Here is a 13103-nt window from a genome sequence, read left to right as displayed (position 1 = left end):
GCCAACTGGGCGACGTAGCGGTCCAGCCGCCCGTCGACCAAAGCGTCGGCCAGGTCGGTGCCGGCGGCCTCGGCGATCACCTCGGCGTACGGGCGGATCAGCGGCAGCGTGCCGGCGACCAGCCGCACCGCGGCGACCCAGAGTTGCCCGGTGGAGCCCGGGCGCAGACCGAGGCAGAGCAGCATGTCCTCCCGGTAGCCGGCCGGGGCGACCGGCAGGTCCAGGGCCGCCGCGAAGGCCGCCCGGCGGGAGGACACCCGCACCGACGGGTTGGCCGGGCGCAGCACCGACGGGCAGAGCCGGGCCAGGTCGGCGACGGCGAGTCGGACGCCGAGTCGGTCGTCGGCCGCCCGGGCGGCGGCGGCCTTGCCCAGGGCGGCGATCATCTCCTCCAGCCGGGGTGGTTCGGCGGGCTGGCAGAGCACCGGCAGGTCGATCCGGGGCCGCCAGTGCGGGTCGGCCCAGAGCAGCCGGGCGGGCGCGGTGACCGGCAGCCCGAACGCCCAGTCGGCCGGCTCACCGAGCCGATGCACCCAGGAGCGGACGTCCCGGGCGGCCACCGACACGTGGGTCAGCCGTCCGGCGGATTCGGCCAGGTACGCCCGTCGGGCGGCGTACGGGGCGCCGCCGACCAGCACGTCGAGGTCGACGTCGCTGTGCGCGGTGGCGGCCCGGCGGGCGTGACTGCCGCGCAGGAGGATGCCGACGACCGGTCGTTCGGCGGCCTGCCGCAGCCGCGCGGCCCAGTCTTCAAGAAAACCGCTGTCCGGTAACGGAGCGTGACCCACCGCGCCATCGTGCCGTACGTCCGATCAGGGCGCAATGCCCGATGGCGGACCCGGTGTCCGGTCCGAAGGCTACTGCCCGTTGTCCCGCCCCTTGCGACGGGGCCGCCCAGGTGACCGAGGTTCGGGCGTTGCGCCGGGGACGGCATCTCATCTAGCGTTGAGTTCATCAGTCGATGAGTTTCCTCGGAGGTGTGTGATGGGCGATGCGATAGCCGTCCGTGACCTGGTCGTCGACCGGGGCGGACGGCGGGTGCTGGACGGCATCAGCTGCACGGTCGCCCGTGGAGCCGTCACCGGGCTGCTCGGCCCCAGCGGCAGCGGCAAGACGACGTTCATGCGCGCGGTGGTCGGCGTGCAGGTGGTCACCAGCGGGACGATCACCGTCCTGGGTCAGCCCGCCGGCGCTCCCGCGCTGCGCCACCAGGTGGGCTACCTCACGCAGGCGCCGAGCGTGTACGCCGACCTGACCGTGCGGGAGAACGCCCGCTACTTCGCGGCCCTGTACGGGCGGGGGCGCGCCGAGGCCGACCGGGCGATCAGCGACGTGGGGCTGGCGCAGGCGGCCGGCCAACTGGTCGCCACCCTCTCCGGTGGTCAGCGCAGCCGCGCCTCGCTGGCCTGCGCGTTGGTCGGCGACCCGGAGCTGGTCATCCTCGACGAGCCGACCGTCGGTCAGGACCCGGTGCTGCGGGCCGACCTGTGGGCCCGGTTCCACGCCATGGCGGCGGCCGGCACCACGCTGCTGGTGTCCAGTCACGTGATGGACGAGGCGGCCCGCTGCGACCGCCTGCTGTTGATCCGCGAGGGACGGCTGATCGCCGACGACAGCCCGGCCGCGATCCGCGCGGCGGCCGGCGTGGACGACCTCGACGAGGCGTTCCTGCGGCTGATCCGCGCCAGCGCGGCACACACCGGAGGAGCCTCATGAGCGCGCGCATCCTGGCGGCCACCACCGGGCGCATCCTGCGCCAGCTCCGGCACGACCGGCGCACCATCGCGCTGCTGGTCGCGGTGCCGACCGTCCTGCTCACCCTGGTCTACTTCATGTACGCCGACCAGCCGACCCCACCCGGTCAGCCGTCGACGTTCGACCGGATCGCGTTGGTGATGCTCGGCATCTTCCCCTTTGTGATCATGTTCCTGGTGACCAGCATCGCCATGCTCCGCGAGCGCACCTCCGGCACGCTGGAGCGGCTGCTCACGACCCCGCTGGGCAAGCTCGACCTGCTCTTCGGCTACGGCATCGCGTTCGGTGCGGCCGCCGCCGTACAGGCCGCGGTCGCCGCCGCCGTCGCGTACTGGGTCTTCGATCTCCAGACCGCCGGCAGCGGCGCCCTGGTGATCGGGATCGCGGTCCTCGACGCGGTGCTCGGTGTCGCCCTCGGGTTGTTCTGCAGCGCCTTCGCCCGCACCGAGTTCCAGGCAGTACAGTTCCTGCCGGTCGTGGTGATCCCCCAGCTGCTGCTGTGCGGGCTGTTCGTGGCCCGCGACCAGATGGCCGGCTGGCTCCAGGCGCTCAGTGACGCCTTCCCCCTGTCGTACGCCATCGAGGCGTTGCAGGAGGTCGGCGCCCACACCGAGCCGACCGGCCGGATGTGGCGCGACGTCGTGGTGGTGTTCGGCTCGGTGGTGCTGGCGCTGGTGCTCGCGGCGGCCACCCTGCGCCGGCGCAGCGGCTGACCGGCGGCCTCAGCGAAAGGGACGAGCGGTGGCGATGACGCGGCGGACCGGCCGGCGACCCGGCAATCCGGGCACCCGGGAGGCGATCCTCGACGCGGCGCGGGCGGCCTTCGCCGAGCGTGGCTTCGACGCCGCCTCGATCCGCGCCATCGCCGCCGCGGCGGGCGTCGACCCGGCGCTGGTGCACCACTACTTCGGCAGCAAGGACCAGCTCTTCCTGACCGCGATGAACTTCCCCGTCGACCCCGGTCAGCTGGTGCCGAGGGTGCTCGCCGGCGACCGGGACGGCGTCGGCGAGCGCATGGTGCGCATCTTCCTCGGCGTCTGGGACTCGCCGGCCGGCAGCGCCGGGGTGGCGCTGCTGCGCTCGGCGGTGAGCAACGAGTGGACGGCACGGCTGCTGCGCGAGTTCATCACCACGCAGGTGTTGCGCCGGGTGCTCGAACAGCTCGACGTCGCGCCCGCCGAACTGCCGCTACGCGGTTCCCTGGTGGCCACCCAGATGATCGGCCTGGCCATGATGCGGCACGTGATCCGGCTGGAACCGGTCGCGTCCGCCGACCCGGAGGCCCTGGCCGCCGCGATCGGCCCCACCATCCAGCGCTACCTCACCGGGCCGCTGCCGACCTAGACCGCCGGCGGGCGGCACCGGTCAGCGCGGCGGTGGGACGCTCGCCGGGCGGCGCAGCGGCGGCAGCAGCCGGGTCAGCTCGTCGGGGTCGGCCACCGGACCGGGGAAGGCCAGCCGCACCCGGCGGCGGGCGCCGGGGCGGCCGAGGGCGACCACCAGCCCATAGCGGTCGACGCGCACCACCCGGGGCGGCCCGTCCGGGGTCTGCTCGGTCAACCCGAGTTGCCGGCGCAGGTACGCGGTCACCTGGGTGGCGTCGCGCTCGGCGAGGTCGGCCAGCAGCCGCGCCTCGACCGGGTGCACCGGGTCCGGCTCGGCCTCGGCGTACTCCCCGGGGTCGATGCGCTGCACCGCGCCGGCGCGTTCCCAGCGGACCTCGACCACCTCGAAGCGGTACAGCCGGAACCGGGTGCCCACGTCGAGCAGGTCACCGGTGGGGTCCACGGCGGCGAAGTCGACGGCCGCGCGGCGGGCCTCGTCCCCGCACAGCTCGGCGGCCCACCCGGAGACCCAGGCCCGGCCCAGCCCGGGCGCGCCGGCGGCGGGCGGCAGGTCGAGCACGTCGAGCACCACCGCGACGTCGGAGCCTCCGGCGGCCGGGCGCAGCGCGGCGGCCAGATGACTGGCCACCGGCACCAACAGCAGCACCCGACCGTCCGGGTCGGTGACGTGCCGGGCGTGGTGCGGGCCGGGCCGGTGGGCCAGGTGCACGAGGCCGGGCAGCCGACCGGCGACGAGGGTACGAACGATCTCGGCGGGGCTGGGCCGCATGCGCGACCTCCTTCAAAGGTTAGGCTTACCTAACCCGGAGCGTAGAGCACCCGTCCGTCGTCGTCCACCACACCGACATTTCGTTACCGGGTCTGCTCCAGCCAGGAGGCGAAGAGCAGGCCGTAGACCGAGTCGGCGTCACGGACCAGCTCGTCGTGCGGGCCACGCTGCACCACCCGCCCCCGATCCACCACGATCACCTCGTCGGCGGCCTGCGCCGTGGAGAGCCGGTGCGCGATGGCGAGGGTCGTCCGACCCCGGGTGACCGCGTCCAGGGTGCGTTGCAGACGCACCTCCGTCGCCGGGTCCACCGCGCTGGTCGCCTCGTCCAGGACCAACAGGTCCGGGTCGGCGACGTACGCCCGGGCCAACGCGACCAACTGCCGCTCCCCGACACTGAGCGCCTCACCCCGCTCACCGACGGGCGTGTCCAGGCCCGCCGGCAGACCGGCCAGCCAGTCCGACAGACCCAGCTCGGTGAAGGCGGCGCCCAGCTGCTCGTCGGTCAGCTCCGGACGGGCGAAGCGGACATTGTCCCCCACCGTCGCGTCGAAGAGGAACCCGTCCTGCGGCACCATCACCACCCGGGAGCGCAGCGAGTCGAAGCGGACCTCCGACAGCGGCACACCGGACAGCAGCACCGCGCCCGCCGACGGGTCCATCAAGCGGGTGAGCAACTTGGCGAAGGTGGTCTTGCCGCTGCCGGTCTCACCGACCACCGCCACCCGGCTCTTCGCCGGGATGTCCAGGTCGATGTCGTGCAACACCGGCGGACCACCGGGGTACGCGAACCGCACCCCCGAGAAGCGGATGTCCAGCGGCCCGCCCGGCAGGTCGCGTCCCTGCTCCCCCGGGTCGGCCACGTCCGGGGCGACGTCCAGCACGTCCAGCACCCGACGCCAGCCCGCGATCGCGTTCTGCGCCTCGTTGAGCACCTCGGTGGCGATCTGCACCGGCTGGATGAAGAGCGTCACCAGGAACAGGAACGCGGTCAGCTGGCCGATCGACAACGTGCCGTCCACGCCCAGCGTCACCCCGAGCACCACCACACCGGCCAGCGCCACCCCGGCGGCCAGCTCACCAACCGAGCTGCCGACGATGCTGATCCGGATCGCCCGCTGCTGCGCCGTGCGCTGACCGTCGATGGCCTCGTCCAGCCGCCGGGCGGTGCGCCCCGCGATGCCGTACGCCCGGATCACCGGCGCGCCGACCACACTCTCGCCGATCGCGCCGAGCAGCGTGCCGGTGCGCTGACGCACCGTCGCGTACGCCGCGCCCAGACGGCGCTGCAACTGCCGGATGACGAACACCGCCGGCAGGAACGCGGCCAGCACCACCAGGGTCAACTGCCAGGAGTACGCCAGCATGACGGCGGTGGTGACCACCAGCTGACCGAGGTTGACCAGCAGGATCACCCCACCCCACTGAAGGAACTGGGTGATCTGGTCGACGTCGCTGGTCACCCGGGACACCAGCGACCCGCGCCGCTCCGACTGCTGGTGCAACATCGACAGGTCGTGCACGTGCCGGAACGCCCGGGTACGCACGTTGGCCAGCGCCGTCTCACTGACGGTGAACAGCCGGCGCATCATCAGGTACCCGCAGAGGGTCGTGACCGTGAGGATCACCGCGGTGATCGCCACCACCGACCAGACCACGTCCAGGTTCAGGCCGCCGACGATGCCCCGGTCGATGCCCTGCTGCACGGCGACCGGCACGGCCACCCGCCCGACCATGTACACCAGCGCCAGGGCCAACGTGCCGGCCAGCCCGGTCCGCAGCTCCGGCGACAGCGCCAGACCGCGGCGCAGCGTCTGCCACGTCGTCTCGGCCCGCTCGTCCCGCTCGTCGTTCCGCACGCTGGCGCTCACCGGTCTTGCCTCTCGTTCGCGACTGCGGGGCTCCGCTTCGCTGCACTCCTCGCGCTCACCGGTCCACCTCGATCTCCAGGCCCGACGGGAGCGGCGCCACCTCGTCGTCGTACGCGCGTTCCTGCGCTCGGTCCACCTCGGCCTGCTCGTAGGCGGTGACCAGGTCGGCGTAGCCGGGCACGGTGGCCAGCAGGTCGGAGTGCGTACCCCGGGCGAGCACCCGCCCCTGCTCCACGTAGATCACCTCGTCGGCGAGGGCGATCGTGGCCCGCCGGTACGCGACGACCAGGATCGACGCGGCCGGCACCCCCGGCGCGCCCGCCGAGGAGCGCAGCCCGGCGAGGATGGCCGCCTCCACCCGGGGGTCGACGGCGCTGGTCGCGTCGTCGAGCACCAGCAGTCGCGGTCGACCGGCCAGCGCGCGGGCCAGGGTGAGCCGCTGCCGTTGCCCGCCGGAGAGTGAGGTGCCCCGCTCACCGACCATGGTGTCCAGCCCGTCGGGCAGTGCCGCGACGAACCCGTCCGCCTCGGCCAGCCGCAGGGCCGCCCAGACGTCCTCGTCGTCGATGCCCGGCCGGTCCAGGGCGATGTTGGCGCGGACCGTGTCGTCGAAGACGAACGGCACCTGCGCGACCAGGGCCACCGTGCCGGTCAGCGACGCGGCGGTCAGCTCCCGCACGTCCACCCCGTCCAGCTCGACGGTGCCGGAGTCGGGGTCGACGAGGCGTACCGCCAGGGACGTGATGGTCGACTTACCGGCGCCGGTCGGCCCGACCAGGGCCACCGTCCGCCCGGCCGGCACGGTGAAGCCGACCTCTCCGAGCACCTGCGCGCCGGGTTGGTGCGCCTCGGCCGCCGGATACGAGAAGTGCACGTCGGTGAAGGTGAGGGTGGCCGGGCCGGAGGTGGCCGGGTCGAGCACGCGCTGCCCGTACGGCATCTCGCCGGTGGCGTCGAGCACCCGGCGCACCCGGTCCCAGCCGGCGACGCTGCGCGGCAGCTCGGCCAGGACCCAGCCGATGGCCCGCACCGGGAAGGCCAGCACGGTGAAGAGGAAGGCCACGCTGACCAGCTCGGTGACGCTGATCGCGCCCTGGCGCAGCCGGAACGCCCCGACCACCAGCACGGCGAGGGTGCCGAGACTCGGCAGCGTCTCCAGCATGGGGTCGAAGACACCCCGCAGCCGACCGACGGCGATCAGCGAGTCGCGCAGCTCACCGGCGCGGCCGGCGAACCGGGCCGTCTCCTGCGCCTCCCGGCCCATCGTCTTGACCACCAGGGCGCCGTCGAAGCTCTCGTGCGCGATGCCGCTGACCTCGGCGCGCAGCCGCTGCGCCCGGGCCTGGCGGGGCGCCATCCGGCGGGAGTAGACCACGTTGAGCGCGAACAGCGCCGGGAAGACCGCGAGGCCGACCAGGGCGAGGGCCCAGTCGGTGGCGAACAGCGAGACGATCGCGCCGATCAGCATCACCAGCGTGCCGACGGCGAACGGCAGCGGCGCGATCGGATACCAGGCCGCCTCCACGTCGGAGTTGGCGTTGGACAGCAGCGTGCCGGTGGAGTTGCGGTGGTGCCAGGCCACCGGCAGGTCCAGGTAGCGGCGGGTGACCCGGCGGCGGTAGGCGGCCTGCAGGCGGTACTGCATGTAGCCGGCGCCGAGCCGGCGACCGAAGATGCCCGCCACGCGCAGCACGCTGATCCCGAACAGCGCGGTAGCGGCCAGCGCCAGGGTGCCGGTGCCCACCTGGCCGCGGGCGATGGACGGCACCACCACCTCACCGACGACCCCGCCGACCACGTACGCGCTGACGATGACCATCGCGCCGAACAGCAGACTCCCGAGCACCGCGACCGCGAAGATCCGTGGCTGCTCCCGGATGGCCTGCCCCAGCACCCGCAGCCCTCGGCCCAGCACGTCCCCACTTGTCGTACTCGCCACGCTCTCCCCCGCCGTAAGCCACAATTATCTCCCTCATCCTTACCGCTGCGGGCCAGCACCGCCGACCCGGACCGGATATGTGGACCGTCACGTACCGGACGGCGGCGCGGTGGCCGCGGTGACCCGCGCCCGCCGTCGCGCGGCGGCGGCCGGCCGGGCCTACGATCGGGCCATGTCGCGGTACGCCCGAGCCGAGCGCCAGGCGCTGGCCGATCTCCTCCTGGCCCTCGGGCCCGACGCGCCGACGATCAACGAGGGCTGGGCCACCCGTGACCTCGCCGCGCACCTCGTCCTGCGGGAGCGCCGGCCGGACGCGGCCGGCGGGATCGTGCTGCCACCACTGCGCGGGTACGCGGAACGGGTGCGCCGTCGCCTCGCCGCCCAGCCGTACCCCGAGCTGGTGGCGCAGGTGCGCCGGCCACCGGCGTGGAGCCCGGTGAGCAATCCGCTGACCGACGAGCTGGCCAACACGATGGAGTTCTTCATCCACCACGAGGACGTGCGGCGGGCCAGCCCCGGGTGGCAGCCCCGCGACCTGGCCACCGGACTGCAGGCCGCCCTGTGGAAGCGCGTCGCGCCGATGGCCCGGCTCGTGCTGCGCCGCTTTCCGGCGGACCTCTACGTGCAGGCGCCCGGGCACGGGGAGGTCTCCGTCGGCCGGGGCGGCGACCGGCTGCGGGTGGTCGGCGCTCCGGCCGAGCTGGCCCTGTTCCTGTCCGGCCGGCAGCGGGTGGCCCGGGTGCAGCTGGACGGGTCGGCGGCGTCCGCGCGGCAGCTGCGTGTCGCCAACCTGGGCATGTAGCGTTCTGTGCTTAAACGGTCACAGATAACCATTCAGATACTTCCCCCTCAACGACGCGGACCTATTCCTTGGTCCCGTACGCTTCACCGCGCCGTCCTGCGCCGGGCGGCACGAGTGGGGGGGCCACTGTGCGAGACTTCGCGATTTCGGCGCTGCGGGAACCCCCGTTTCCCGCACGGCGCCATGAGGCAACAGACCGGGTGGCGCGCGAGAGCGTCGACTGGGTGCACGCGTTGGGGCTGATCGATTCCAGACACCGCCTCCACCGGCTCCGGCGGGCGGATCCCGCCGGCCTCGCCGGACGAGCCTGCCCGGACGGGCCGGCGGACGGGCTGCGCCTGCTGACCGACCTGATCTCCTGGCTCTTCGTCATGGACGACGCCTGCGACGAGGACGGCCTGGGGGCCGATCCGGCGCGGCTGGCGCCGGTCATCGGGCTACTGCTGGACGTCCTGGACCGGGGCGGCGACCCGGCCGGCCAGCTTCCGCCCGGGTCGGGTCCGCTCGGCGTCGCGTTGGACGACCTGTGCCGCCGGATTCGCGCGCAGGGCCGACCATCCCTGCTGCTGCGGTTCGTCAGCCAGGTCCGGGAGTACCTGCTGGCGCTGCTCTGGGAGTCGGCCAACCGGGAACGCCGGCGGGTGCCCGAGGTCGCGGAGTACGTGCAGATGCGCCGGCACACCGGCGGCGTACACCCGAGCCTCACCCTGACCGACCTGGCGTCGGCGGACCCGCTCGGGCCCGCCGGGTGCGCCGACCCGGCGCTGGCCACCCTGGACCTACTGGCGGTGGACCTGGTCTGCTGGTGCAACGACGTCTTCTCCTACGGCAAGGAGAGCCGGGCCGCCCCGGATGTGCACAACCTGGTGACCGTGATCGCCCAGGAGACCGGCGCGGGCGAGGCGGACGCGTTACAGGCGGCGGCGGACCGGTTCAACCAGGGGCTGGCGGCGTATCAACTGGCGGAGGAGGCGCTGCGGGCGAGCGGTGGCGACGACATCCAGGCGGCGCTGACCTCCCGGCGGGACTGGGTCCGCGCCACCTACGACTGGTCGGTCGCGGCCGCCCGGTACGCGTGATCCGGCCACACCCGGTCGGCGCGACGGGACGCCGAACGATCACCGGGGCTAGCCGATCCCCGGTGGCAGGCAATACTCTTCGGTAACCACTATGACGTGACCCCCGTCACGCCACCACCCCCGAAGGCGGCTACAGCGATGGCTCTCGATGTACCGTACCGCTCCATCCCGGACATGTTCCTCAAGCGCGTGGCGGCCACCCCCGACCGACACGCGTTCGCGTCTCCGAACTCCGACGACTCGGGCCCCAGCTGGCTCACCTGGGCGCAGGTCGGCCAGCGCGCCAAGGCGGTCGCCGCCGGCCTGCACGGCCTGGGCATCGGCCTGGAGGACCCGGTCGCGATCCTCGCCAACACCCGGTTGGAGTGGGTGATCGCCGACCTGGGCATCATGTGCGCGAGCGGCGCCACCACCACCGTCTACCCGACCACCGAGCCGGCGGACGCGACGTTCATCATCGCCGACTCCGGGTCGAAGGTGCTGTTCGCGGAGAACCCGGCCCAGGCGGCCAAGATCGCCGGCGCGACCCTGCCCGCGCTCACCCACGTGGTGCTCCTCGACGGCGCCGTCGACCCGACCGCCGCGGTTGCCCAGTTGACGCTCGCCGATCTGGAGGAGCGCGGCGCCCAGGCGTTGGCCGCCGAGCCGGAGCTGATCGACATGCTCGTGGCCGGCATCGGCCCGGACCACCTGGCCACCCTGATCTACACGTCCGGCACCACCGGCCAGCCCAAGGGCGTCGAGCTGCTGCACGGCGGCTGGTGCTGGGAGGCGGTGGCGCAGGCGGAGGTCGGGCTGCTACGCGACGACGACCTGCAGTACCTGTGGCTGCCGCTGGCCCACTCGTTCGGCAAGACCCTGCTCTGCGGCGCCATCCACGTCGGCCTGCCCACCTACGTCGACGGTCGGGTCGACAAGCTGGTCGAGCTCCTCTCGGTCATCCGTCCGACGTTGATGTGCGGCGCACCCCGCGTGTTCGAGAAGGTCTACAACAAGGCCGTGACCACCGCGCGGGGCGCCGGCGGCTCGAAGGCGAAGATCTTCAGCTGGGCGGTTGGCGTCGGCAAGGAGAAGGTCACCCTGGAGCAGGCCGGCAAGCCGGTTCCGGCCGGGCTGAAGCTGCGCTACGGGCTGGCCGAGAAGCTGGTGTTCAGCAAGCTCCAGGCCCGCCTGGGCGGCCGGATGCGGGTGCTGGTGTCCGGCGCCGCACCGCTCAGCCCGGAGATCGCCACCTTCTTCGCCGCCGCGAACCTGCCCATCTCCGAGGGCTACGGCCTGACCGAGACCAGCGCCGGCAACTTCGTCAACCCGCCGGCCGGGCTGCGGATCGGCACCGTGGGCCGCGCGATGGGCGACCTGGAGTGCAGGATCGACACCGACGGGGAGATCCTGGTGCGGGGTCGGCCGGTGATGCGCGGCTACCACAACCTGCCGGAGGAAACCGCCGCCGCCTTCACCGAGGACGGCTTCTTCCGTACCGGTGACATCGGCACGCTCGACGAGCAGGGCTACCTTCGGATCACCGACCGCAAGAAGGACCTGGTCAAGACCTCGGGCGGCAAGTACATCGCGCCGTCGCACATCGAGGGGATGTTCAAGGCCATCTGCCCGTACACGTCACAGGCGATCGTCGTCGGTCAGGCCCGCAACTTCTGCACCATGCTCGTCACGCTCGACCCGGACGCGATCCGGGGCTGGGTCGCCGGTGGCCCCCTCGAAGGGCGCGACTACACCGAGATCGTCGCCTCGCCCGAGGCCCAGACGATGGTCGAGGAGTACGTCGCCCAGCTCAACGCCAAGCTGAACCGCTGGGAGACGATCAAGAAGGTGACCATCCTGCCGCGCGATCTGACCATCGAGCACGGCGAGATCACCCCCTCCCTCAAGATCAAGCGACGCGGTGTGGAGAGCAACTTCGCCGCCGAGATCGACAAGATGTACACCGGCACCCTCGCCGAGCTCTGAGTCGAGTCGTCGGTGGCCCGTACCCGCCCGGTGCGGGCCACCGGCGTCCGCGCCGACGATCCGACCCGGCTCAGGCGATGACGGCCGGCTCCCGCCACCGCTGCCGGCCGGTCCGGTCCAGGTCGTAGCGGACCCCGGCGATCCGCTCGACCGCATCCACCAGTTCGGCCGCGGGCAGGGTGAACGGCAGCCGCAGGAACCGCTCCAGGGTGCCGTCGAGACCGAACCGGGGGCCGGGCGCCAGCCGGACGCCGACCTCCTCGGCGGCCCGGGCCAGCGCACTGGAGACCGGGCCGTCCAGCTCGGCCCAGAGCGTCACGCCGCCCCTCGGCGCGGTGACCCGCCAGTCCGGCAGGCGGTGCGCCAGCGCGTCGAGCAGGGCGTCGCGCTGCGCGGCGAGCTGGATCCGCCGGTCGGAGACGATGGCCGGCGCGTCGGCGAGCAGGCGTACCGCGACGAGCTGGTCCAGCACCGGGCTGGCCATGTCCACACCGACGCGCACGGCGGCCAGCCGCTGCACCTGCGGCGCGGACGCGCGGACCCAGCCGATCCGCAGGCCACCCCAGTACGGCTTGCTCATCCCGCCGATGCTGACCACCCGCGAGTGCCGGTCGAAGGTGGCCATCGGCGGTGGCAGCTCGGTGCCGTCCAGCGGCAGGTCCACGAAGGACTCGTCGACGACGAGGTCGGTGCCGGCGGCGTGGGCGGCGGCCACCACCCGCTCGCGCAGCGGGGCCGGCATCAGATGCCCGGTCGGGTTCTGGAATTCCGGGATCAGGTAGGCCAGCCTGGGTCGGGTCTGCCGGAGGCTGCCCAGCAGCAGGTCGGCGTCCCACCCTCCGGCGTCGGCGGCCAGACCGTGGGTGGTGATCCGGGCCCGACGGCCGGCCAGCGCGGCGAGCGCGTTGGGGTAGGTCGGCGACTCGACCAGCACGCCGCCGCCGGGGGCCAGGGCGAGGCGCAGCACCAGGTCCAGGGCGTGCTGGGTGCCGCTGGTGACCATGATCTGGTCGGCCGAGGTCGGCAACCCCCGGGCCGTGTACCCGTCGGCAATTGCCTCGCGCAGCTCGATGATGCCGGTCGGGTGGTAGCCGGCCCCGCCCACGTACCGCGGCAGGTCGTCGGCGGCGGCCCGGGCGGCCGCCAGCAGCTGCGGTGGCGCGGCCAGCGCGGCGACCCCGAGGTCGATCATCTCCCGGTCGTCCAGCGGGGTCCACAGGCCGGTGCTGGCCACCCGGTGGTTGCCGGGCAGCATGGTCCAGCTGCCGGCACCCCGGCGGCTGGCCAGGTGCCCGGTCTCGCGCAGCTGCCGGTACGCGGCGGTGACCGTGGTCCGGCTGATCCGCAACGCCTCGGCCAGCTCCCGTTCGGCCGGCAGGCGGACGCCCAGCGGCAACCGTCCATCGGCGAGCAGCCCGCGCACCGCACCGGCGAGGGCCGCGTAGTCGGGGCTGCGCCGCCGGCCCGGCAGGGCGTGCCACTGCCCGAGCAGCCGGGCCAATTGGACGCCACGCACCTGACCGTTCATAGCCACTCCTCGGATATTGGCTTCTTCCTCCGGGAGGATTGGCACCTAG

At 73.3% G+C, this 13103-nt stretch carries 10 protein-coding genes and 1 pseudogene; 6 read left to right on the top strand and 5 right to left on the bottom strand.

Features of this window, described 5'->3' with window-relative positions:
• Positions 1–101 precede the first annotated feature (101 nt).
• Positions 102–386, bottom strand: a pseudogene (locus O7620_RS03480) (phosphoribosyl-AMP cyclohydrolase); the annotation flags it as partial.
• Between the two features lie 598 nt (positions 387–984).
• Here O7620_RS03480 and O7620_RS03475 point away from each other — a divergent pair.
• Genes O7620_RS03475 through O7620_RS03465 form a run of 3 tightly spaced genes read left to right on the top strand, consistent with a single transcriptional unit; the run spans position 985 to position 3099 of the window.
• Positions 985–1716: an ABC transporter ATP-binding protein gene (locus O7620_RS03475; protein ID WP_278121835.1), complete on the top strand. Its 732-nt coding sequence runs from the start codon at positions 985–987 to the stop codon at positions 1714–1716.
• Complete coding sequence (locus tag O7620_RS03470) at positions 1713–2468, top strand: ABC transporter permease (protein WP_151491252.1); 756 nt, start codon at positions 1713–1715, stop codon at positions 2466–2468. The genes O7620_RS03475 and O7620_RS03470 overlap by 4 nt, the downstream gene beginning before the upstream one ends.
• Positions 2469–2502: 34 nt before the next feature.
• The gene (locus O7620_RS03465) at positions 2503–3099 is read left to right on the top strand and encodes a TetR family transcriptional regulator (protein WP_278121834.1); all 597 of its coding nucleotides are present in this window, start codon (positions 2503–2505) and stop codon (positions 3097–3099) included.
• A 21-nt stretch (positions 3100–3120) separates the two neighbouring features.
• Here the strand turns inward: O7620_RS03465 and O7620_RS03460 are convergent, their stop codons facing one another.
• The 3 genes from O7620_RS03460 to O7620_RS03450 form a co-directional block, all read right to left on the bottom strand.
• A complete protein-coding gene (locus tag O7620_RS03460) occupies positions 3121–3870 on the bottom strand; it encodes a DUF2470 domain-containing protein (RefSeq protein WP_278121833.1) in 750 nt (249 codons plus the stop codon).
• Between the two features lie 83 nt (positions 3871–3953).
• Positions 3954–5729 carry an ABC transporter ATP-binding protein gene (locus O7620_RS03455; RefSeq protein WP_278126844.1) on the bottom strand — a complete coding sequence of 592 codons (1776 nt, stop codon included), beginning with the start codon at positions 5727–5729 and terminating at the stop codon, positions 3954–3956.
• 67 nt (positions 5730–5796) lie between these two features.
• On the bottom strand, positions 5797–7680 hold the full coding sequence (locus tag O7620_RS03450) for an ABC transporter ATP-binding protein (RefSeq protein WP_278121832.1): 1884 nt from the start codon (positions 7678–7680) through the stop codon (positions 5797–5799).
• Between the two features lie 172 nt (positions 7681–7852).
• Here O7620_RS03450 and O7620_RS03445 point away from each other — a divergent pair, with 172 nt between their 5' ends.
• The 3 genes from O7620_RS03445 to O7620_RS03435 all read left to right on the top strand — a co-directional run bounded on the left by O7620_RS03445 (position 7853) and on the right by O7620_RS03435 (position 11526).
• Positions 7853–8482 (top strand): TIGR03085 family metal-binding protein, encoded by a 630-nt coding sequence (locus O7620_RS03445; protein WP_151491255.1) that lies wholly within the window; start codon positions 7853–7855, stop codon positions 8480–8482.
• A 200-nt stretch (positions 8483–8682) separates the two neighbouring features.
• Positions 8683–9561 carry a terpene synthase gene (locus O7620_RS03440; protein ID WP_278121831.1) on the top strand — a complete coding sequence of 293 codons (879 nt, stop codon included), beginning with the start codon at positions 8683–8685 and terminating at the stop codon, positions 9559–9561.
• Between the two features lie 138 nt (positions 9562–9699).
• Positions 9700–11526 carry a long-chain fatty acid--CoA ligase gene (locus tag O7620_RS03435; protein ID WP_278121830.1) on the top strand — a complete coding sequence of 609 codons (1827 nt, stop codon included), beginning with the start codon at positions 9700–9702 and terminating at the stop codon, positions 11524–11526.
• 70 nt (positions 11527–11596) lie between these two features.
• On the opposite strand, the gene O7620_RS03430 is transcribed toward O7620_RS03435, so the two are convergent.
• On the bottom strand, positions 11597–13054 hold the full coding sequence (locus O7620_RS03430) for a PLP-dependent aminotransferase family protein (protein ID WP_151492049.1): 1458 nt from the start codon (positions 13052–13054) through the stop codon (positions 11597–11599).
• Between the last annotated feature and the right edge of the window lie 49 nt (positions 13055–13103).

Source organism: Micromonospora sp. WMMD710, from assembly GCF_029626045.1.
GTDB lineage: Bacteria > Actinomycetota > Actinomycetes > Mycobacteriales > Micromonosporaceae > Micromonospora.
The sequence above is the reverse complement of the archived record's forward strand: the minus strand, read 5'-3'. Positions and strand labels throughout refer to the sequence as shown.

Coding starts and splice junctions, on each gene's coding strand:
- O7620_RS03460 (WP_278121833.1), bottom strand. CDS start 3,870: ATGCGGCCCAGCCCCGCCGAGATCGTTCGTACCCTCGTCGCCGGTCGG.
- O7620_RS03435 (WP_278121830.1), top strand. CDS start 9,700: ATGGCTCTCGATGTACCGTACCGCTCCATCCCGGACATGTTCCTCAAG.
- O7620_RS03470 (WP_151491252.1), top strand. CDS start 1,713: ATGAGCGCGCGCATCCTGGCGGCCACCACCGGGCGCATCCTGCGCCAG.
- O7620_RS03475 (WP_278121835.1), top strand. CDS start 985: ATGGGCGATGCGATAGCCGTCCGTGACCTGGTCGTCGACCGGGGCGGA.
- O7620_RS03445 (WP_151491255.1), top strand. CDS start 7,853: ATGTCGCGGTACGCCCGAGCCGAGCGCCAGGCGCTGGCCGATCTCCTC.
- O7620_RS03430 (WP_151492049.1), bottom strand. CDS start 13,054: ATGAACGGTCAGGTGCGTGGCGTCCAATTGGCCCGGCTGCTCGGGCAG.
- O7620_RS03465 (WP_278121834.1), top strand. CDS start 2,503: ATGACGCGGCGGACCGGCCGGCGACCCGGCAATCCGGGCACCCGGGAG.